21 protein-coding genes are annotated in these 20534 nt (G+C 38.2%); 8 read left to right on the forward strand and 13 right to left on the reverse strand.

The window, feature by feature from the left end; genetic code table 11:
• Positions 1 to 26: 26 nt before the first annotated feature.
• Together coxB and cyoE are read right to left on the reverse strand one after the other, a co-directional pair.
• Positions 27 to 1082, reverse strand: coding sequence for a cytochrome c oxidase subunit II (coxB, locus tag AC3WJG_RS09805; RefSeq protein WP_221840275.1), 1056 nt, complete (start codon positions 1080 to 1082; stop codon positions 27 to 29).
• A 137-nt stretch (positions 1083 to 1219) separates the two neighbouring features.
• Positions 1220 to 2158, reverse strand: coding sequence for a heme o synthase (cyoE, locus tag AC3WJG_RS09810; RefSeq protein WP_060745783.1), 939 nt, complete (start codon positions 2156 to 2158; stop codon positions 1220 to 1222).
• A gap of 504 nt (positions 2159 to 2662) precedes the next feature.
• Between cyoE and AC3WJG_RS09815 the strand changes: the two genes are divergently transcribed.
• The gene (locus AC3WJG_RS09815; RefSeq protein ID WP_221840274.1) at positions 2663 to 3565 is read left to right on the forward strand and encodes a COX15/CtaA family protein; all 903 of its coding nucleotides are present in this window, start codon (positions 2663 to 2665) and stop codon (positions 3563 to 3565) included.
• Positions 3566 to 3604: 39 nt separating this feature from the next.
• Here AC3WJG_RS09815 and pyc read toward each other — a convergent pair whose 3' ends face one another.
• The 3 genes from pyc to AC3WJG_RS09830 all read right to left on the reverse strand — a co-directional run bounded on the left by pyc (position 3605) and on the right by AC3WJG_RS09830 (position 8788).
• Positions 3605 to 7054 carry a pyruvate carboxylase gene (gene pyc / locus AC3WJG_RS09820; protein ID WP_337133418.1) on the reverse strand — a complete coding sequence of 1150 codons (3450 nt, stop codon included), beginning with the start codon at positions 7052 to 7054 and terminating at the stop codon, positions 3605 to 3607.
• A gap of 133 nt (positions 7055 to 7187) precedes the next feature.
• Positions 7188 to 8378: an FtsW/RodA/SpoVE family cell cycle protein gene (locus AC3WJG_RS09825; RefSeq protein WP_028407951.1), complete on the reverse strand. Its 1191-nt coding sequence runs from the start codon at positions 8376 to 8378 to the stop codon at positions 7188 to 7190.
• A 143-nt stretch (positions 8379 to 8521) separates the two neighbouring features.
• Positions 8522 to 8788 carry an Fpa/YlaN family protein gene (locus tag AC3WJG_RS09830; RefSeq protein WP_370506486.1) on the reverse strand — a complete coding sequence of 89 codons (267 nt, stop codon included), beginning with the start codon at positions 8786 to 8788 and terminating at the stop codon, positions 8522 to 8524.
• A gap of 284 nt (positions 8789 to 9072) precedes the next feature.
• Between AC3WJG_RS09830 and AC3WJG_RS09835 the strand changes: the two genes are divergently transcribed.
• Positions 9073 to 9570, forward strand: a complete 498-nt coding sequence (locus tag AC3WJG_RS09835) for a hypothetical protein (RefSeq protein ID WP_028407950.1) — start codon at positions 9073 to 9075, stop codon at positions 9568 to 9570.
• A 37-nt stretch (positions 9571 to 9607) separates the two neighbouring features.
• Here AC3WJG_RS09835 and AC3WJG_RS09840 read toward each other — a convergent pair whose 3' ends face one another.
• Positions 9608 to 10936 (reverse strand): PhoH family protein, encoded by a 1329-nt coding sequence (locus AC3WJG_RS09840; protein ID WP_013056072.1) that lies wholly within the window; start codon positions 10934 to 10936, stop codon positions 9608 to 9610.
• Positions 10937 to 11152: 216 nt separating this feature from the next.
• On the opposite strand from AC3WJG_RS09840, the gene AC3WJG_RS09845 reads away from it, so the two are divergent.
• Positions 11153 to 11752 carry a YhcN/YlaJ family sporulation lipoprotein gene (locus tag AC3WJG_RS09845; RefSeq protein ID WP_013056071.1) on the forward strand — a complete coding sequence of 200 codons (600 nt, stop codon included), beginning with the start codon at positions 11153 to 11155 and terminating at the stop codon, positions 11750 to 11752.
• Positions 11753 to 11778: 26 nt separating this feature from the next.
• Here the strand turns inward: AC3WJG_RS09845 and AC3WJG_RS09850 are convergent, their stop codons facing one another.
• Positions 11779 to 12234 (reverse strand): pyridoxamine 5'-phosphate oxidase family protein, encoded by a 456-nt coding sequence (locus AC3WJG_RS09850; protein ID WP_028407949.1) that lies wholly within the window; start codon positions 12232 to 12234, stop codon positions 11779 to 11781.
• A gap of 185 nt (positions 12235 to 12419) precedes the next feature.
• Here AC3WJG_RS09850 and AC3WJG_RS09855 point away from each other — a divergent pair, with 185 nt between their 5' ends.
• Positions 12420 to 12620, forward strand: a complete 201-nt coding sequence (locus AC3WJG_RS09855) for a YlaI family protein (RefSeq protein WP_013056069.1) — start codon at positions 12420 to 12422, stop codon at positions 12618 to 12620.
• Between the two features lies 1 nt (position 12621).
• Entirely contained in the window at positions 12622 to 13056 is a 435-nt protein-coding gene (locus AC3WJG_RS09860; RefSeq protein ID WP_028407948.1) for a hypothetical protein, read from the forward strand.
• Positions 13057 to 13080: 24 nt separating this feature from the next.
• Here the strand turns inward: AC3WJG_RS09860 and AC3WJG_RS09865 are convergent, their stop codons facing one another.
• The gene (locus AC3WJG_RS09865) at positions 13081 to 13398 is read right to left on the reverse strand and encodes a YlaH-like family protein (protein ID WP_013056067.1); all 318 of its coding nucleotides are present in this window, start codon (positions 13396 to 13398) and stop codon (positions 13081 to 13083) included.
• Positions 13399 to 13558: 160 nt separating this feature from the next.
• Positions 13559 to 15397, reverse strand: a complete 1839-nt coding sequence (typA, locus tag AC3WJG_RS09870) for a translational GTPase TypA (RefSeq protein WP_028407947.1) — start codon at positions 15395 to 15397, stop codon at positions 13559 to 13561.
• Between the two features lie 113 nt (positions 15398 to 15510).
• Here typA and AC3WJG_RS09875 point away from each other — a divergent pair, with 113 nt between their 5' ends.
• On the forward strand, positions 15511 to 15696 hold the full coding sequence (locus AC3WJG_RS09875; RefSeq protein WP_016763441.1) for a YlaF family protein: 186 nt from the start codon (positions 15511 to 15513) through the stop codon (positions 15694 to 15696).
• Positions 15697 to 15804: 108 nt separating this feature from the next.
• Here AC3WJG_RS09875 and AC3WJG_RS09880 read toward each other — a convergent pair whose 3' ends face one another.
• Together AC3WJG_RS09880 and AC3WJG_RS09885 are read right to left on the reverse strand one after the other, a co-directional pair.
• Positions 15805 to 16611 (reverse strand): inositol monophosphatase family protein, encoded by an 807-nt coding sequence (locus AC3WJG_RS09880; RefSeq protein WP_016763440.1) that lies wholly within the window; start codon positions 16609 to 16611, stop codon positions 15805 to 15807.
• A gap of 195 nt (positions 16612 to 16806) precedes the next feature.
• Entirely contained in the window at positions 16807 to 16992 is a 186-nt protein-coding gene (locus AC3WJG_RS09885) for a YkzI domain-containing protein (protein ID WP_013056063.1), read from the reverse strand.
• 267 nt (positions 16993 to 17259) lie between these two features.
• Here AC3WJG_RS09885 and AC3WJG_RS09890 point away from each other — a divergent pair, with 267 nt between their 5' ends.
• On the forward strand, positions 17260 to 17895 hold the full coding sequence (locus AC3WJG_RS09890; protein ID WP_050689384.1) for a YktB family protein: 636 nt from the start codon (positions 17260 to 17262) through the stop codon (positions 17893 to 17895).
• Between the two features lie 49 nt (positions 17896 to 17944).
• Here AC3WJG_RS09890 and AC3WJG_RS09895 read toward each other — a convergent pair whose 3' ends face one another.
• On the reverse strand, positions 17945 to 18214 hold the full coding sequence (locus tag AC3WJG_RS09895; protein ID WP_013056061.1) for a UPF0223 family protein: 270 nt from the start codon (positions 18212 to 18214) through the stop codon (positions 17945 to 17947).
• Between the two features lie 530 nt (positions 18215 to 18744).
• On the opposite strand from AC3WJG_RS09895, the gene AC3WJG_RS09900 reads away from it, so the two are divergent.
• Entirely contained in the window at positions 18745 to 20220 is a 1476-nt protein-coding gene (locus AC3WJG_RS09900) for an aminotransferase class I/II-fold pyridoxal phosphate-dependent enzyme (protein ID WP_337133419.1), read from the forward strand.
• 38 nt (positions 20221 to 20258) lie between these two features.
• Here AC3WJG_RS09900 and AC3WJG_RS09905 read toward each other — a convergent pair whose 3' ends face one another.
• Entirely contained in the window at positions 20259 to 20384 is a 126-nt protein-coding gene (locus AC3WJG_RS09905) for a GapA-binding peptide SR1P (RefSeq protein ID WP_013056059.1), read from the reverse strand.
• Between the last annotated feature and the right edge of the window lie 150 nt (positions 20385 to 20534).

The following is a 20534-nucleotide window of genomic DNA, read 5'->3' on the forward strand; positions in this document are numbered from 1 at the left end:
CTCCCCTTTTAAAAACGACTGGACGTTTATTTTTCTTTTAAACTCATTAAATAGTCTGCTAGCTCACTTACTTGTTCATCTGTTAAGTCAGGATATGTACCACTCATCTTATTACCCGGCTTAACTTTTTCAGGGTCTTTTAACCATTTTTTGATATTTTCCTTGTTGTGAGGAAGCACTCCAGCTACACGCTCACGTTCAGAAAAACCGGCTAAGTTTGGTGCTTGACGGGCTTGCTCTGGACGATTATCTTTAACGTCAACAGCATGACATCCGATACAGCTTTCATTAAAGACCTCTTGACCAGCTTTTGCGGATGCTGTTTCTACATCAGGCTTTGCTTTTTTCAAATCTTTTGCCCACGTATCAAATTCACCGCTTGATACAGCCCGTACTTTAAAGTCCATAAGAGAATGAGATGGACCGCAAAGCTCAGCACATTTTCCGTAGAAAACCCCGTTAGCTTCCTTCGATTTTTCAGAATCAAACACTAGCCAGAATTTATTATCATTTTCTGTGTTAGCATCGAGCTTTCCTCCAACTGAAGGAATCCAGAATGAGTGCTTGACGTCGGAAGCTTTAATATTAAAGTAGACTTTTTTATCCGTTGGAACAACTAGATCTTGCGATGTAATAATTTTTTGATTAGGATACTCAAATTCCCACCAGTACAAGTTAGCTCGCACATTTACTACGACAGCATCTTTGTCCTTCATTCCTTTTACATCCGCTAGCTTAAATGTTGAGATGACCGTTGGAACAGTCAAAATAATCAGCAGCAAGATAGGAATCACTGTCCATATAATTTCTAACTTTCTGCTCCCCTCTACTTGCTTTGGAATCACATTTTCTTCGCCTTTGCGACGACGAAAGCGCAGAATAACAAATATAAAGATAATGGTGACAACAATAATAACTAAAACCATGATGGCTGTACTAAGCAGCATAAGCGAATATTGTTCTTCAGCTACCTCACCTGCAGGTTTAAGTGTTGACAAAAACGGTTTTCCACAGGCCGATAACACGAATGCAAGCAGCGTAAATAACGACAAAACACGAAAGTTCAATCGCCATTTTTTCATACCATTCCCCAACCTCTCTTTCATTGACGTGATTTCATCTATGCCCTCTTGAGCATAAAACTTATTCCTTCTATAATGAATTCTACATGTAGAAGAAATCCCCCTTGTGCAGTGTCGCATTCAGTGAAAGATTTTATCTAGGCAAAAAGCGTTGCGACAATCATTGAGACAAATAAAATAGTTAAATAGTTTAGTGAGTAGACAAACATCATACTAGCCCACTTTGTGTCTTCTTGTTTATTGTATTGAGCAAATCCTAAAAATAGCCATCCTATGTTTAAAACAGTGGCCAAAATTAGAAATGGAGTGCCTAATTCGTATAAATAAAGAGGTAATGGCAACAAACAAGCAATCCAAATGAGAATCTGTCGTTTTGTCAGCTCAAACCCGTGTACAACAGGCAACATAGGGATTCCCGCTGCCCGGTATTCTTCACATCTTCGCATAGCAAGAGCTAGAAAATGAGGCGGCTGCCAAATAAACATGATTAGAAATAATACCCAAGCTACTACATGTAAATTGGGATCGATAGCGGCCCATCCAATTAAAGGCGGAACAGCGCCTGATATACTTCCGATTACTGTATTAATTGTGTATAGTCTTTTGGACCACATGGTGTAAAGAACTACATATGTAAGTATTCCTGCTAATCCGATGAGAGCGGCTACGGAAGAAACAACTAGTAGCATAAGCAAGCCGGTTAACGTAAAACCGATTCCAATCCCAAGGACCGTCAAAGGTGCAAAACTCCCTGTCACTGTAGGTCGTCCCTTTGTTCGTTCCATTAGAGGGTCAATGTCACGATCTATGTAATTGTTCAAACTGCATGAACCGGCGATGATAAGTGAAGAACCTATTAAAGTAAAAAATGCTTTATCCAGGTTTTCTAAGAAGTGTTGTTCGTTGAAGAAAAGAGCTAGCCAAAAACCAGTAAAGGTGGTGATGAAATTTGAGTTGACTATTCCAATTTTAATCGTAGCTAAAAAATCTGACCAAACGGAACTATTTTCGCTTACATGAGCTGTGTTAGGCGATGCAGAAAGCGTTGAATCTTCCACCATTTTTGAATCTTCCATGGCGCTTCCTCCTTTACTCATCCACAGACTTTTATCTAGTAAATAAAGAGTCTATCAATGAAGGCGTTTTCAACATAATTTTACAAAAATCTCCTCTTTGTTCACAAAGAAGTCATATTCCTCTCACCAAAGCTACTTAAAAGCTTCACATGTAAACGATAAAATAGTAGAGAAATATCTATTTCTCATGTTTATTAAACCATATTTTGCCGTTACTTTGTGAAGAATTCATGAAAAAAATATGGATTTTTTTTGTCATGAGCTAAATGCATGTCCCCGTCACTTGTTAAAAGATATTTATGCAAGTAAAATAGTTTTCTGTACGGTACCTTTTACATATCTGCAGAGTCGAACTCATGAACAAACCTTACACTTTCTACCATTATAACAAATTCAATCAAGTTTATGGAGAATAAATGAAATTTATGTTTAATATACAAAAAGATTAGGATAAATTGTTTAGCTCGTTATATTACTTACTTTGCTTTTAGGATGGTGATTATTGTGCGACTTGGATTAAAATTTTTATCCGTTGTGACGAGCATGGCCATGTTACTTATTCTGCTTGGCGGTGCCCTTGTCACGAAAACTGGTTCAGCAGACGGGTGCGGAGATTCTTGGCCTCTGTGTAATGGACAGCTCATTCCCGACCCTTTAACATTTGAAACCGTTGTTGAACTAAGCCACCGCTTAGTTTCTGGCGTGTCGGGCTTTCTTGTGCTCGCTTTATGCGTATGGGCATGGATTTCACTAGGACATATAAAAGAAGTTAGACCTTTAGCGTTTATCTCTTTTTTCTTCCTAGTACTGCAAGCATTAATTGGAGCTGCCGCTGTTATGTGGGGGCAATCAGACGCAGTGCTTGCTCTTCATTTTGGTATTTCCCTTATTTCGTTTGCTTCTGTGCTGCTGTTAACACTTATTATCTTTGAAGTGGATCAAAAGCTCGACTCAACTAATATACAGCTAGGCTCTAAAATGAAAAAACACATTTACGGGGTTATCTTATACACGTATGCCGTTGTGTACACGGGCGCGCTTGTTCGCCATAAAGAAGCTAGCTTGGCTTGTCCAGACGTTCCATTTTGTTCAAACGGAAACGGTTGGCTACCTGTTGATTTGAATCAGTGGATTCAAATGGGACATCGATTCGCTGCTGTTTTAACGTTTGTATGGATATTAGCTGCCTTTATCCATGCAGTTAAATATTATCGCCATCAAAAAAATATTTTTTACGGATGGTTAGCCGCTCTCATTCTAGTTATTTTTCAGGCGGTTTCCGGTATGCTTGTTGTTGTCACACGTCTGCAGCTAGAGCTCGCGCTTGCTCATTCTTTAATTATCTCTTTCCTATTCGGTGTATTAAGCTACTTAACCTTACTTGCAACGCGTCATACACATAATTGATCAAAAAAGGTACGAGCTCAGAGCTCGTACCTTTTTTGATTAGCTTTCTAATTCAATTAATAAATCCCCCGGCTGGATGCCATCTCCATTCAACACATGTACTTGTTTAATCACGCCGTCAAATGGTGCTTGCACGGTTGTTTCCATTTTCATTGCTTCTGTGATCATTAAGTGATCACCTTTTGAGACTTTATCGCCTTTTTCTACTACTACTCGAATAACGGTTCCAGGCATTGAAGCGCCGATGTGGGCCGGATTTGCTTGGTCGGCTTTTTGTTTTGCCGTAACGGTTGTTTTGACACTTTCGTCTTTAATCACGACTTCACGAGGCTGACCGTTCAATTCAAAGTATACCGCTCGCGTACCGTCTGCCTGCGGTTCTCCAATGGATACAAGGCGGACAATTAAGGTTTTTCCTTTTTCAATCTCAATTTCAACCTCTTCTCCTAAACGCATGCCGTATAGGAAAGTCGGGGTATCAAGAACAGAAATGTCCCCGTATTGTTCGACTGCTTTGTGATAATCCATAAATACTTTTGGATACAGCGCATAAGCAATGGCATCAAAACTCGTTACTTGACGATTTAAGTCTTTAAACAGCTTTTCTTTCACTGCATCGAAGTCCACATCTTCTAACAGTTCTCCAGGACGAACTGTAATAGGTTTTCTGCCTTTTAGAATGATGCGCTGAAGCTCTTTAGGGAATCCCCCGTGAGGCTGTCCTAAATACCCTTCAAACAATTCAATAACTGAATCCGGGAAGTCAAGCGTTTCACCGCGCTCAAACAGCGTTTCTTCTGTCAAGTTGTTTTGGACCATAAACAATGCCATATCTCCAACTACTTTTGATGATGGCGTAACTTTTACAATATCACCAAATAACAAATTCACGCGTGAATACATATCTTTTACTTCATCCCAGCGGTTTCCTAAACCAACTGCTTTTGCTTGTTGCTGTAAGTTGCTATATTGACCGCCTGGCATTTCATGCTCGTACACTTCCGTATGAGGAGCGTTCATGCCGCTTTCGAAGTCTTGGTAATATTTTCGCACGTCTTCCCAATAATACGAAAGCTGTTCTAGATTTTTAATATCCAGATTTGGTCTGCGGTCCGCACCTTCTAATGCGTAATAAAGAGAGTTAGCACTTGGCTGAGACGTTAAGCCTGCCATTGAGCTTACGGCTACGTCTACAATGTCTACGCCTGCTTCAATTGCTTTTGCATACGTGTATACACCGTTTCCGCTTGTATCATGCGTATGAAGGTGGATTGGAATATCAACCGTTTCTTTTAGAGCCGATACTAAATCATAAGCTGCCTGTGGTTTTAAAAGACCCGCCATATCTTTAATACCCAGAATATGTGCTCCAGACTGCTCAAGCTCTTTTGCTAAGTTCTTGTAGTAATCCAAATCATACTTACGGCGCGTCGGATCTAAAATATCACCTGTATAACACATCGCTGCTTCTGCAATCTTTCCTGTTTGACGAACAGAGTCAATTGCAAGAGTCATTCCTTGCACCCAGTTTAAGCTGTCAAAGATACGGAAAACATCAATACCTGCATAAGCTGATTTTTCAACAAATTCCTTAATTACATTATCAGGATAGTTTTTATATCCAACCGCATTTGACGCGCGAAGAAGCATTTGGAAAAGAACGTTTGGCGCTTGTTGACGTAAAGTAAGCAAGCGATCCCACGGATCTTCTTTTAAGAATCGATAAGCAACATCAAACGTTGCTCCCCCCCACATTTCCATAGAAAATAAATCTGGAAGCAAGCGTGCAGTTGGGTTAGCTACTTGTCTTAAGTCGTTTGTACGAATACGCGTTGCTAAAAGAGACTGATGGCCATCACGGAAGGTTGTATCCGTTAATAGTACTTCCTTGCGTTCTTTCACCCAATTTACTAGCCCTTCAGCGCCTTTTTCATCTAAAATCTGCTTTGTTCCGTTTTGAATTGGTTTGCTTATATCCACACTAGGAACGCGCGGTTTCGTAAAGATCGGCTTTTTCTTTTCCGATACACCTGGGAATCCGTTTACCGTAACATTCCCAATGTATGTAAGCATTTTAGTTCCGCGGTCTTTTCGCTTCGGAAAAACAAAAAGTTCAGGCGTTGTGTCAATAAATGATGTATCATAAGCACCTGTTAAGAACTTATCATGCTTCACTACATTTTCAAGAAACGGAATATTTGTTTTAATTCCACGAATACGAAATTCTTTTAAATTCCGTACCATTTTTGATGCGGCTTGATCGAATGTTAATGCCCATGTTGTTACTTTTACTAACAGTGAATCATAATAAGGCGTAATTACAGCACCTTGGAAGCTGTTTCCCGTATCTAAGCGTACGCCAAAACCGCCACCAGAACGATAAGCCATAATCTTACCCGTATCCGGCATAAAATTGTTTAACGGATCTTCTGTCGTTACACGAGATTGAATCGCATATCCATGTACGTGAATTTGATCTTGTGCAGGAATGGATACTTCCTTGCTGTGAAGCGCGTAGCCGTCTGCAATTAAAATTTGCGATTGAACGATATCGATACCTGTAATCATTTCAGTAATTGTGTGCTCTACTTGAACACGTGGATTTACTTCAATAAAATAAAAATCGTTTCCTGATACTAAAAATTCTACTGTACCAGCATTTATGTACTGCACTTTTTCCATCAGCTTCACAGCTGCTTCACAAATGCGGAGACGTAAGTCTTCATCTATAGAAACACTTGGTGCTACTTCTACTACTTTTTGGTGACGACGCTGCACAGAACAGTCGCGTTCATAAAGATGCACAACATTTCCTTGTTCATCACCTAAAATTTGCACTTCAATATGTTTTGGATTTTCAACTAGTTTCTCGACATACACTTCATCATTACCAAAAGCCGCTTTTGCTTCTGATTTGGCACGGTCATAAGATTCACTTAGGCTGTCTGCATCGCGAACGATACGCATGCCTCGACCGCCTCCGCCCAAAGCAGCTTTGATCATTAGAGGATATCCATGCTGATTAGCAAATTCTTTTGCTTCGTCAATTGAATCAATAGGACCATCCGTACCAGGAATAACGGGAATATCTGCTTGAATAGCCTGGTGACGTGCTTTTACTTTATCTCCAAACATATCAAGATGCTTGGATTTTGGACCAATAAAAATAATGCCTTCTTCTTCGCAACGTTTCGCAAATTGGATATTTTCTGACAAAAAACCATAGCCAGGGTGAATAGCATCTACATCATGAGACTTAGCAATGTCGATGATGCCTTCTATATCCAAATAAGCATCAATCGGTTTTTTCTCCGCTCCTACTAAATAGGCTTCATCCGCTTTGTAACGGTGATAAGAACCTGCGTCTTCCTTAGAATAAATCGCAACAGTCCGAATATTCAGTTCAGTACATGCTCGAAATACACGAATCGCAATTTCTCCTCGGTTTGCTACTAATACTTTTTTGATTTTTTTAGTTACAAAACTCATGTTGCTAATCTCCTCTCAATTTCGTATAAACTTCAATATATAGCAAAATCAGATAAAAGAAAAGCAAAAATCAATGGAAAATGATAAAATTCCAATAAATTTTTGCTTTTTTTACACAATTTTTTCACGAAAATCAATCGCTTGTTGTTGATGTATTGTTCGGATGTAGCACAATATTTTCCGTATTTTTCTGTTTTTTATTTTGATAATTTACGAAAAACGAAATATTTACAATAATTCCCATAGATACCATCAGCGTTAGCAGCGAAGACCCTCCGTAACTGATAAACGGAAGCGTGACGCCGGTAATCGGAATGAGTCCCGTAAGCCCTCCAAGGTTAATGCCTGTTTGAATACCTATCATACTGGCTACTCCAATACAAATCATGCTAGCAAACGGATCCTGAGATTTTTTAGCCAGCATTAAAATCCTGAAAATTAAGAAGCCTAAAAGACCCAGCACGAGCATAACTCCAAAGAACCCTAATTCTTCTGCAATAATAGCCATAATGAAATCGGTATGGGGCTCCGGAAGGTAACCATACTTTTGTACACTTTCTCCTAAACCAAGGCCCTTTAAGCCTCCTGTACCTATTGCTAAATATGAATTAACCAGCTGATAACCAGTTCCTTGAGCATTGGCAAATGGATCTGATGCACCGGTAAAACGGCCAATTCGATTGGCAGTAAACTGACCTGTAAAAAACCCAATTGTAATAATTACCGTAAGCAAAATGAGACCTAGTGCTAGCATGCGGAAAAAGGTTTTTTTAGAGATTCCCGAACACAGCATAATGGTAACGGCAATAGCAAAAATAATTGATCCCGTTCCAAGGTCAGGCTGAATAGCTACAAAGCCTAATATTAGAAATACAAGACCCATAGGTCCAAAAAAAGCTTTTTTGATGTTGTCAATATACTCTTGCCTTTTAGACAAAACATACGATAAGTATAAAATGACAACAAGCTTGGCATACTCAGCCGGCTGCATGTTTGCGCCGCCAAGCTGCAGCCAACTTTGGGCATTGTTACTCGTATGCCCCATTACAAACACAAGCAAAAGCAGTACAAAAATGCCCAGAATCGCATAAGGCAGTATTTTAGGATACAGCTTGTAAGGTGTTAGCATTGTTAAAATGAACAATACAAGCGTAAAAGCAAGCCACATTTTTTGTCTGTTGTAAAAGAAATCGCTTGACGTATGATATCTTGTAATACTTACAATCATACTTGAACTGTAAACCATAACTAGTCCAACCGCACAAAGAAGCAGCACTGGAATTACAATTGAATAGTCAAAATGCCTAAATATTTTTTTTACCATAACCCTCTTCCTTTAAAAATGACGTGTTTCTGTTTCGTTTCATCTTTTATGTACAAATTTGAGTAAATTAGGAAATTTCAACCACCTGTAATAAAAAACTCAAACTACGTTTATATATAGTTTGAGTTTCGATCGCGTGATTTTTATTTTTTTGTAAACGCTTCATGCAGTGCAGAAAGTTCACGCTCGAGGCGGTCTAGCAATGTTTTTCCAACACGTTCATCAATTAAACCAAGACGAACTGCAAAATCAATTTCTCTTGATAAACCAAACATTTGTGTATCTAAAACCTCTTCATAAAGAGGACATTGTGGCATTGTTAAGTTATCCATTTGAACTTGAATTAATTGCAAAATCTTATCTGCATCAGCTTTTAACAACGCATACGCTTTTTCACGATGATCTATCATTGTCTCAGGCGTCAAACTCAATCCCTCCGTTCGCGAGCGATTACCTAATCTATCTCTCAATTTTAAAGGCTATGCTCCAAAAAAGCAAGGATAAACATGTCCGTGAGGCTGGCCGTCTTTTTTATACTGTTACTTTCTCAAAACCGTTACCATAGATGTAGGAAATTTCGCACTTTCGTTGACCCTTACATTATATCATACGAGAATCACTCTCAACTAAATTTTTTCATCAAAGTGACAAATAAGTAGAAAGCGCTTATACTTTTAGCAAGGGGGCATTTATAATGAATTCAATTATTATGTTAAAAGGAAAAGTAAAATATACGCTGACACTCGACCCAAGCGTGTGGATTTTCGATGACCGCAAGCTCGATATGGACGTTTTCTTTGAACATCCACCGGAGCAAAAAGACGAGACAGAAGCGTACACAAAGGCTGTTTCCAAGCATTGGGACCGTGAAATTCAAGAGGGAGCCGTCTTTCCTCCTACGTTAAAAACTGAAAAGAAATTCAAAAAACAGGAGCTAGTAAATGGGACATTCGGCATTTTATTTGCACCTTTTCTAGCTAACGCTTCACCTACTGAAGAAGCTACCAACGTTTCATTTAAAACAAAAGACGCGCTGATTTCTTTTTCATTAGAAGAAGCGCAAAAACTAATCTTTGGTTTCAGCCAAGATGGAAAGCCTCTTAGAGAAGATGGGCCTATCTATGTCTATTTGCCTGACGGATCTAACCGCAATAACCCTATTAAATATGTGGAAGAAATCATCGTTACATAATAAAAGAAGCGGGGTTCCAAAAGGAACCCCGCTTCTTTTAAAGAATATCAGCTGCTAATTGTGCCAGTCCTGAGCGCTCTCCTTTGATTAACCGAACGTGGCCCGATACTTTTTGCTCTTTAAACTTTTCGACTACGTACGTTAATCCGTTGTTATACTCATCTAAATAAGGATGATCAATTTGAGCCGGATCTCCCATAAGGACAATTTTACTCTTTTCCCCTACCCTTGTTAAAATTGTTTTAATTTCATGCTTCGTTAAATTTTGCGCTTCATCAATAATAATGAACTGTTCCGGAATGCTTCGGCCTCTTATATACGTCAAGGCTTCCACTTCTATTGAACTGAGCCCCGCTAGAATCGCATCCAGTTCTCCAGGCTTTTTAGTGTTGAATAAGTACTCTAGGTTATCGTAAATTGGCTGCATCCATGGACGAAGCTTCTCCTGCTTTTCTCCTGGCAAGAATCCAATATCTTTCCCTAAAGGAACAATTGGACGAGCTACAAGTAGCTTTTTAAAACACCCTAGATCTTCCGTCTGCATAAGTCCTGAAGCTAAAGCAAGCAGCGTTTTACCCGTACCTGCCTTTCCAATTAACGTGACCAGTTGAACGTCGTCTCTAAGAAGAAGTTCTAAAGCCATAATTTGCTGAACATTTCGAGGTTTGATTCCCCAGATATGATCATATTCAAATAAAAGCTTTTTTACTTTTGTTGTTGTTTGATCGACAATGCCGATTGCTGATCCGGATCCCCCAAATGCATCTTTCATCACTAAGAATTGATTTGCAAAAAAGGAGTGGTTCGCAATTTGAGACGTTAGCAGTTCTCCTTTTTCGTAAAATTGACTCAGCAGTTCTTTTGCAATATAGACTTCCGAAAAGCCTGTATAAATACTATTGAACTCCACTACTCGATCACTTAAAAAATCTTCTGCTCTTAAGCCGATTGCGTCAGCCTTCACACGTACCAACACATCTTTACTCACTAGTATCACTTCACGTCCATCTTCTTTTGTTTCCTCTTCAAGAGATAGATTTTTAGCAACAGCTAAAATTCGATTATCATTTGTTTTTTCCACAAAGATTTCTTGAAGCTGTTGAAAAGAGCGATGATTGAGTTCAATTCGCAAATGGCCCCCATTTTCCAAAGGGATTTTCTCATATAACTTTCCATGTTGTCTCAAGTTATCAATGAGTTTGGATACCTGCCTTGCATTTCGTCCGACTTCATCCATATTTCTTTTTTTCGAATCAACTTCTTCTAGCACAACGGCCGGAATCACTACTTCGTTATCATCAAATGAAAAAATTGAATGCGGATCTTGTAATAAAACATTCGTATCTAATACATAAATTTTTCCCAATAATTCAGCCTCCTACTCCGATTGTTTTTCCTGTAAGGAGTGAAACAAGGCACCCATCCATTTATATACTATGTAACGCACATGTGTGAAGTGACCTTAAATGGACGGACCATTTTCTTTAAATATATGAACACGTGTATAAAGATAGAAGAACTATTAGAAACTAAATACAAATTACTACAAAAAATGAGTCATTCATAAGGAGGAGTCTCCCACATGAACAAATTTTTTCTATCCATTAGCTTATGTTTTATTACACTAACCGGCTGCAACAATAACCAAGCAGACGTTGAAGAAGGGCAAAAAACAGATCGAATTGTACAGGTTAAAAATTCATCTCCTGAACGCTCTCACAAGCGTACTGCTAATGAAATATCAGCTCATTTAGTTGAACTGGCTTCAAGCGTTCCGAATGTAAATGATGCTACTGCCATTGTGCTCGGTAAGTATGCAATCGTAGGCATTGACGTCGGCAAAGATATTGATCGTTCAGAAGTAAGTTCCATCAAATATACAGTTGCCGAAGGTCTGAAAGCTGATCCGTACGGCGCTAATTCTGTTGTTATTGCAGATCCTGATACGGTCGCTCGGCTAAAACAAATTGGAAATGAAATTCGCAAAGGTCGTCCGGTTACAGGGTTTTTAGATGAATTAGCAGCCATTGTAAACCGAGTGATGCCTGAATTTGCAGAAGAAATCCGCCGAAATCCTAGCTCAACAGATACAAATAATCAAAAATTAAATAATAAACAAGAGCAAAATTTAAAGAATGAGCAGGAAAAACAATCTAATAATCATCTTCAAAAAAACGAATAAGAAAGTCGCTTAGCGGCAGGCTGCTGCTAAGCTTTTTTTATCGCTTCAATTACTTGCCTATCGAGTTTAGCAGCTGCTACTGGATCATAGGTCTTTTCATATGAAGGGTTTACTGAAATCTTAGAACCATAGAACATAACGTCTCTTACTTCATTAATATCTAGTTCAATTAGCGTCAGCTTTAAAGCTACTCCTTCTAACTTTTCTTGCACTACCTCAGCTATTCCGCTGATTGAGTAGCATGATTCATTAGCAAGAATATTTACCACTGCTTTATTCGTATGTTTAATGTTTTCTACAATCCTCGATTTGACATCTACGGCAAATCGAATTTTTTGTTTAGTCGGAGCTACTAACCACGAAATGGCACTAACATTTGGACCGTTTGTTTCAAAATCAATAGTTGAAATGGTTGCAAATCTTTCTGTCTGTAGCTCATCGTATAATGCATCTACTAGTTGAGTCTCGACTTCGTTGGCCATTTTCATCCCTCCTACTGTTTATGTACTTACTAGTTACTATCTTCGAGCTAACAAGCAAAATTACCTGCTTCTTTAGGAATGTTTTCCTATCGTTTCTTTTCTACTGAAAGACAGCACCGCAAAAAAACTTTATAAAACAAGAATTTTCGGCTAGAATGATGTATAGAGAAGTTGAGGTGATAGAAATGAGAGTACAATGTGTCATGTGCGATAAAATTGAAACAATTGAGGATGAAACGCTTGTGGCAAAACGACTGCGCAACCGTCCTATCCATACATATATGTGCAATGAATGTTCTGAACGGATTGAAAAACGAACAAAAGAACGCATAGCTACTGGTAACTTTAAACTATATGAGTCGAAAAAGACAGAGGAGGATTGGTAAGGTGCTCCGATTAGGAATAAGTATTGGCATGTTAAGCGGGATTATCCTTGGGTTATGTTTAAAATGGATAGAGTGGCTAACCGGCAAACAAGTTTATACCCTTTTATTAAATGTTGATTTTATTCCTATGATTGGCCCTATTCAATGGCCTGAATGGGTAGAGTTTGTTTTTCATTTACTCATTGCCGCTGCAATTGGGATCGTTTTTGTTTACATAGTAGGTAAATTAAATAATATGTCTATTCGAAAAATCGTATTGTGTTCCTTTTTATTAACACTTCCAACCATTCCTTTGTATTTTCCGTTGACGCTGCTTGCGCTCAAGCCTACGCCTGCGGTGGATGATGCAGTAGCGATTTTTTATTGGACAGCTGGCCATTTAATTTTCGCAGCCGCTCTTGTCTTCGGCTATATCATACTAAAAAGACGCTTGTAGCTACAAGCGTCTTTTTATGTAGTTTTATGAACCCAACGTGGAGTTTTGCTTCTTAGCCTGATACAGCCGTATTTTATAAATAATCAACACAAGCGCTGCAACCACAAGCCCTTCAGCTACAGGTAAAAAAATGCCTAAAAACGTTAATATCGTACATCCAAAAGCTAAAAACAGATAAATAACCACAGATTTTAAAAGCGGCAGCTTCTTTGCAAACCCGAGTTTGTACACGAGAACAGATAGCCCTAAAATGGTAAAGTATAACAGCCACATTCCTATTTTTGCATGTTCATCTACTTGATACAAAGCTGCAAAAAATGAAAGGTGTTCTTTTACATCCATATTTCTTCCCCCTATTCCTTACTTTACATTATTCGATATAAGCCACCTTTTTCCTTTCCAAATCCCTTCTTTATAAAACGCTTTCAAAAAATAGAAAATTCTGATATAATAGATAAAAAACAAGCCGCTAGCAAATAGAGCTAACGACTTACTTTTTTTATTATTTCGTGTCAGCGTATTTTTTCTTTTTCGCTGCTTTTTCACGTTCATTTTTATCAAGAACTTTTTTACGTAGACGAATAGATTCTGGTGTGATTTCACAATATTCATCTTCGTTTAAATATTCAAGTGATTGCTCTAAAGACATAATACGAGGTTTTTTCATACCTGTTGTTTGATCTTTATTAGCAGAACGCATATTCGTCATTTGCTTCATTTTACAGATGTTAACAACGATATCATTTTCACGAGTGTGTTCTCCTACGATCATACCTTCGTATACTTCTGTACCTGGCTCAACGAAAATTGTACCGCGGTCTTCTACGCCTTGGATTCCATAAGTAGATGATTTACCGCTTTCCATAGAAACAAGCACACCTTGACGGCGACCTCCAACTTGACCTTGCTGCATTGGTTGGTAGCTATCAAATGAATGGTTAATGATACCGAATCCACGAGTTAACGATAAGAACTCAGTTGTATAACCGATTAAACCACGTGCAGGAACCATAAAGATCAGACGAACTTGACCGCTGCCGTTGTTAATCATATCAACCATTTCACCTTTACGAGCACCCATTGATTCCATAATAGAACCCGTATGTTCTTCAGGCACGTCGATTTGCACACGTTCAACTGGCTCACAGCGAACGCCATCAATTTCACGAACGATTACTTCAGGTTTTGATACTTGAATCTCATATCCTTCACGACGCATGTTTTCAATTAAAATAGATAAATGAAGTTCTCCACGTCCTGAAACAACCCATACATCCGGTGAATCAGTATTTTCCACGCGTAAACTTACATCCGTCTCAAGTTCAGACATTAAGCGCTCTTCAATTTTACGAGATGTAACAAATTTACCTTCACGACCAGCAAACGGTGAATTGTTTACTAAGAACGTCATTTGTAAAGTAGGTTCATCAATACGTAAAATTGGCAGTGCATCTTGGTGGTCAAACGGACATACTGTTTCACCTACGTTGATGTCTTCCATTCCTGATACAGCGATCAGGTCTCCTGCTTTTGCTTCTTCGATTTCAACACGCTTTAAGCCTAGGAAACCGAATAATTTTGTTACACGGAATTGTTTTACCGTACCGTCAAGCTTCATTAATGCAACTTGCTGGCCTACTTTCATTGTTCCGCGGAATACGCGGCCTACACCGATACGACCAAGATAGTCATTGTAGTCAAGCATTGCCACTTGGAATTGAAGTGGTTCATCGCTGTTGTCTACTGGTGCTGGAATGTGCTCGATGATTGAGTCAAATAGAGATGACATGTTCTCATCTTGCTTTTCAGGATTCGTGCTAGCTGTTCCGTTGATTGCTGAAGCATAAACAACAGGGAACTCAATTTGTTCCTCGCTTGCACCTAGTTCAATAAATAAGTCAATTACTTCATCAACTACTTCAGTTGGACGAGCAAAGTCACGGTCAATTTTGTTAACAACAACAATCGGCGTTAAGTTTTGCTCTAATGCTTTTTTCAATACAAAGCGAGTTTGAGGCATACATCCTTCGTATGCATCTACTACAAGTAGAACACCGTCTACCATTTTCATAATACGCTCAACTTCTCCACCGAAGTCAGCATGTCCCGGCGTATCCATAATGTTGATACGCGTATCTTTATAATTAATAGCTGTGTTTTTCGCTAAAATTGTAATTCCACGCTCACGCTCAAGGTCATTTGAATCCATCGCACGTTCTTCAACATGCTCATTAGTACGGAATGTTCCGGACTGATGTAATAATTTATCTACTAACGTTGTTTTCCCATGGTCTACATGGGCAATAATGGCAATATTACGTAAATCTTTACGAATGTTCACGCATTTCACTCCTATGCTTGTAATAACTAAGCTATTATATCACACTAACTCTAGAATTGCAGAATGATTTTGTTGTACACTATAAATATCCGTTATAAATGGGAGGAATCAACATGAGAAACATTAAGTGGGTATTTGTTTTATATGCATTTATCGCAACTGCGGCAATTATGTCAATCGGCATATTTATCGGAGAAGGAAGCGCTCTCGGGGTCATTTTAGCTATCGCAGCTTTAATTGTTGTAATGGGCCTTGGCTTTACGACTAAGAAAAAAATGCGAGAAAAAGGGCAGCTGTAATTTTTTTGCGATGATTGAAAGCGTCATGGCCATTTGCAACATCAAAATGGTTCATGACGTTTTTTCATCACAAAATTCTTTGACTACACGTAAGTCTTCACTTCTATTTTATTTATTCCACTTTCCTTCAAGGTACGTACGAAAGATTTCGTCATGTAATGTTGGTTTGCTTACAAATACACTGCTTTTTTCAAGAATCTCTAACGGCTTTCCTTCTAAATCCGTCATAACTCCTCCAACTTCTTCAATCAATACTTTGCCGGCAGCAAAGTCCCATGGAGCCAAACGTAAAGTAATGTATCCATCCAAGCGTCCAGCCGCTACGTAAGCAAGCTCAATAGCTGCGGATCCATATGAACGGGTCCCTCTTACTTTACGCACAAGCGGACTTAATACGGAAGGATCAATACGGCGGTTCTCCGTCACCCATGTTGCATTTAGGCTAATAATAGCTTGTTCAACTGGTACAGGTTCAAGTTTCGGCAATTGGATATCATTCATAAACGCGCCCTGTCCTTTTAAAGCATGATACAACTCATTATGAATAACATCATAAATATAACCTGCTTGTCCTACACCATTTTCAAATATACCGATGGAAATAGCAAAATTTCGCTGCTGATGAACAAAGTTCATCGTACCGTCGATTGGATCGATAATCCAAATCGTTCCTTCTTCTGATTCAAGCTCTTCTCCATATCCTTCTTCTCCGAGAATATGATGTTCCGGAAAGGTTTCATTGATTTTTGAGATAAAAAACTGTTCAATTTCTTTATCCATATTTGTTACTAAATCATTTGGATTCGATTTCGTTTGAATGAGAAGTTCTTTACTAAACGACTGTTGAATTTTTTGTCCAGCTTCTTTTAGCCACTCTTTAACGTATGTATCGATTTCTTTCCAGCGTTGCGTCATCTCAATTCCCCCTCAAAAATACGTCTCTTATTTAAGCTTAAAAAAACCTCTGCAAGATGTCAATTAACAGAGCACGTGGGAGAAGAACTGCCGCTTCTTCTCCCACGTGCTCTGTTACCACTTATGAATCTGCTCATTCAGTTTAATCCTTTTTTACAGTTTACCCTTATTTGTTCTATTTTATTCCCGTATCTGCTACTGAAGAGATATCATTTCTTCACGAAGTTTCTCGAGCTTTCGCTTACATTTTTGTTTTTGTTCCTCATTATTCTCCATCATGGCTTCATATAATGTCGCTAACTCGTAATCTAACTCCAAACGAATTACACCTAATCTTTTTTGTCCATCATTCTTCTTATACATATTCACCACTTGTTTCATTCTTCAAACACCCCTCTCAAATTATTGAACCCGCTTATAGAAAACTAAATTTTCAGATATTTTGATTGATATAGTCTATGTCGAAACCTAATCTCATGTAACTAAATTGTGTGATTACCTATAAAAAAATGATAGACACGTTTTGACAAGCATATGCGAATTAATTGGTGTTTATGCTTTTCATGTGGTAGAATCTTCGCGTAAATCATACTTACTTGCATAGATGCACAGCAGCTATACATATTCACTAAAAAACGGAGGTTTCACATGGCATTCTCAGGATTTTCACAAGATGACTTTAACGTATTCCGTATCGAGGGACTTGATGCACGTATGGAAGCCATCAAGACAACGATACGCCCAAAATTCGAACAGTTGAGCAATCATTTTGCTCCTACTCTTTCTTCACTTTGTGGAGATGAAATGTTCATACACATTGCCAAACATGCACGAAGAACAGTTAACCCGCCAGCAGATACGTGGGTAGCCTTTGCTAATAGTAAACGCGGGTATAAAAAGCTCCCTCATTTTCAAGTTGGCCTTTGGGAAACACACGTCTTTGTGTGGTTCGCCGTCATTTACGAATCACCTATTAAAGAACAATTTGGAAAGCTGCTAAAACAAAACATTGAGGAGATTCGTCAACACATCCCAGCCTCGTTTGTTTGGTCGAAAGATCATACAAAACCTGATAGTGAAAAAATGGGCGACTTATCTTCTGAAGACTTAGAAAGTTTGTTTGAACGTCTAGAGACGGTTAAAAAAGCTGAGATCCTATGCGGCATTACGATTCCAAAAGAAGAAGCGATTGCAATGAACGGCGAAGAATGGATAGCTCGTATTGAACAAACATTTCATACGGTAACTCCATTATATGAACTAACTAAAAAAGCATATGCATAATTTTAACGAATTGATATAAAAAAAATGGAGCCAAGCTTGGCTCCATTTTTTACATTTTTATGATGTCTCCAGAAGAAGCAGCCTTTGCTTTTTGAATCGTTCGATAAGAAGAGTATTTGCTTTGGTCTTCAAAATCGTTACAGATTGTTTTTTCTTCTGCTTTACTTGGCACAATTTCTTTAAATCGGCGATAGACTGCCATTAGATGATCACGCTCAATACCTTTTTCATAAGCGCGTTCAATGCTTTCAAAAAACTTCACTACATCAATAATTTCTTCTGTACTCCAATCAAGGGAGATAGGGTATTGATATTCCACTTCTCATCACTCCATTTATTTCTTCAATCTATGTATATCTATATTCTTAACTCTATCACAATCTATAATGTACACAAAATTTATTCTCTTTTCACACAAAAGAATTTCTCCTTTTTTTTCTTTTTATTTTCTCTTTAAAATATCTTTGCAAATGGGTTAATAAGTGCTATAATTCTTTTGTTTTATGGGGATTTTCAAAACATAAAGAACTATAAAATAATGAGTAATAAGCAGTTTACAATTACTTGTATTTTTTAACTAAAAATTGTATTTATATTATCAAACAGTAGTAAACATACACGTTTCATTCATTTATATAATGGTTAAAATCAAGAAAACTGCCGAGTAGAATTTCTGTTGAATTTCTTTTATAGAAAAAAGATCCGATATTTTAATATGTAGAATTCAACAGCCACTAGTTTTGGGTATATAAAATTGAATGCTGTAATTTGATAAAAAAACAATCAAAGTCCCTCTAAGCTTTGCTTAGAGGGACTGACAATTTATGATAAAAGAGGTGTATAGCAAAATTGTCTTCTCAATTTTCAACTCCATTATTTACTGGATTGGTTAATCACGCTAAGAAAAATCCAACACAATTCCATATCCCTGGACATAAAAAAGGAAATGGAATGGATCCTGAATTCCGCTCATTTATTGGCGATGATGCTTTATCCATTGATTTAATTAATATCGGTCCTCTTGATGACCTTCACCAGCCAAAAGGCATTATCAAACAAGCGCAGGATTTAGCTGCAGAAGCATTTGGTGCTGACCATACTTTTTTCTCTGTTCAAGGAACGAGCGGAGCAATTATGGCAATGGTTATGGCGACATGTGGGCCTGGAGATAAAATTATCGTTCCTAGAAACGTGCATAAATCTGTTATGAGTGCGATTGTTTTTTCAGGAGCTACGCCTATTTTTATTCATCCTGAAATTGACGAAAAGCTTGGCATTTCTCACGGTATCACATCGGACTCTGTAGAAAAAGCCTTGAAGCAGCACCCTGAAGCAAAAGCAGTGCTTGTTATCAATCCAACTTACTTTGGAATTTCGGGAGACCTTCGTAAAATCGTAGAAATTGCCCACTCGTATCAAGTACCTGTACTTGTTGATGAAGCTCACGGCGTTCATATTCACTTCCATGATGATTTGCCTCTGTCTGCTATGCAGGCCGGTGCAGATATGGCAGCAACAAGCGTGCATAAATTAGGTGGCTCTATGACGCAAAGTTCAATTCTAAACATACGCGAAGGCTTAATTTCTCCAAAACGTGTACAGTCTATTTTAAGCATGCTGACAACAACATCAACATCTTATCTGCTGCTGGCTTCTTTAGATGTTGCACGAAAACGTTTAGCTACAGAAGGGAAAGAGCTGGCTGAACGTGCAATTTCTCTTGCTGAAAAAGCACGAAAAGAAATTAATACAATTGAGCATATCCGATGTATAGGCAGAGAAATTTTAGGGACAAAAGCTACGTATGATTTAGACCCTACTAAGCTAATTATTTCTGTTTCAGATTTAAGAATTACGGGCTATGACGTAGAAAAATGGATGCGTGAAGCTCATAATATCGAAGTTGAAATGTCTGACCTTTATAATATCTTATGTATTATCACGCCTGGAGATACAGAAGAAGATCTGTCACGTCTGGTCACAGCTCTGCGTGAGTTATCTGCAAAATTCCATAATCTTTCTGAGACAACGGCAAAACCCGCTATTTTATTGCCTGATATTCCTGTATTGGCTTTAACACCTCGCGATGCTTTTTACGCTGAAACCGAAGTGGTACCTTTTCATGAATCGGCAGGCCGTATTATTGCGGAATTTGTGATGGTCTACCCTCCTGGTATTCCTATTTTTATTCCTGGGGAAATCATCACTGAGGAAAATTTAACCTACATTGAAACGAACTTAGAGGCAGGTTTACCCGTGCAGGGTCCGGAAGACTTTGAATTAAAAACATTTCGTGTCATTAAAGAGCATAAAGCAATTCAATAAAAAAAAGGTGCGAAGTTCCGCACCTTTTTTTTATTGAATTAATCTAAATCTTCATCTGCTTTTTGACATTCTCCGCTTTTACATGTTGAGTATAATCGCGTCACTTTCTCATCTTCGAAATGATCAATTGTGCAGTTACATGTTTGACATACGATTGTTCCCATTTTGTAAACTCCCCTTTAACCGTCTTTTTTTGTAAGCGTTTTACAACTCTTGATATTATATTATTATGTCACATTAAATATGTCAACAACTAATTAGTATGTCACATTAAAAATATTTTTCTCATAAATGTTATATTTGTTTTCAAAAAT

It is taken from the genome of Priestia sp. FW507-14D1A (assembly GCF_058781295.1).

Bases quoted from the DNA above. Each gene is read 5' to 3' on its own strand.
- coxB (WP_221840275.1), bottom strand. From the start codon at position 1,082: ATGAAAAAATGGCGATTGAACTTTCGTGTTTTGTCGTTATTTACGCTG.
- cyoE (WP_060745783.1), bottom strand. From the start codon at position 2,158: ATGGAAGATTCAAAAATGGTGGAAGATTCAACGCTTTCTGCATCGCCT.
- pyc (WP_337133418.1), bottom strand. From the start codon at position 7,054: ATGAGTTTTGTAACTAAAAAAATCAAAAAAGTATTAGTAGCAAACCGA.
- AC3WJG_RS09825 (WP_028407951.1), bottom strand. From the start codon at position 8,378: ATGGTAAAAAAAATATTTAGGCATTTTGACTATTCAATTGTAATTCCA.
- AC3WJG_RS09830 (WP_370506486.1), bottom strand. From the start codon at position 8,788: ATGATAGATCATCGTGAAAAAGCGTATGCGTTGTTAAAAGCTGATGCA.
- AC3WJG_RS09835 (WP_028407950.1), top strand. From the start codon at position 9,073: ATGAATTCAATTATTATGTTAAAAGGAAAAGTAAAATATACGCTGACA.
- AC3WJG_RS09845 (WP_013056071.1), top strand. From the start codon at position 11,153: ATGAACAAATTTTTTCTATCCATTAGCTTATGTTTTATTACACTAACC.
- AC3WJG_RS09850 (WP_028407949.1), bottom strand. From the start codon at position 12,234: ATGGCCAACGAAGTCGAGACTCAACTAGTAGATGCATTATACGATGAG.
- AC3WJG_RS09855 (WP_013056069.1), top strand. From the start codon at position 12,420: ATGAGAGTACAATGTGTCATGTGCGATAAAATTGAAACAATTGAGGAT.
- AC3WJG_RS09865 (WP_013056067.1), bottom strand. From the start codon at position 13,398: ATGGATGTAAAAGAACACCTTTCATTTTTTGCAGCTTTGTATCAAGTA.
- AC3WJG_RS09875 (WP_016763441.1), top strand. From the start codon at position 15,511: ATGAGAAACATTAAGTGGGTATTTGTTTTATATGCATTTATCGCAACT.
- AC3WJG_RS09880 (WP_016763440.1), bottom strand. From the start codon at position 16,611: ATGACGCAACGCTGGAAAGAAATCGATACATACGTTAAAGAGTGGCTA.
- AC3WJG_RS09885 (WP_013056063.1), bottom strand. From the start codon at position 16,992: ATGAAACAAGTGGTGAATATGTATAAGAAGAATGATGGACAAAAAAGA.
- AC3WJG_RS09890 (WP_050689384.1), top strand. From the start codon at position 17,260: ATGGCATTCTCAGGATTTTCACAAGATGACTTTAACGTATTCCGTATC.
- AC3WJG_RS09905 (WP_013056059.1), bottom strand. From the start codon at position 20,384: ATGGGAACAATCGTATGTCAAACATGTAACTGCACAATTGATCATTTC.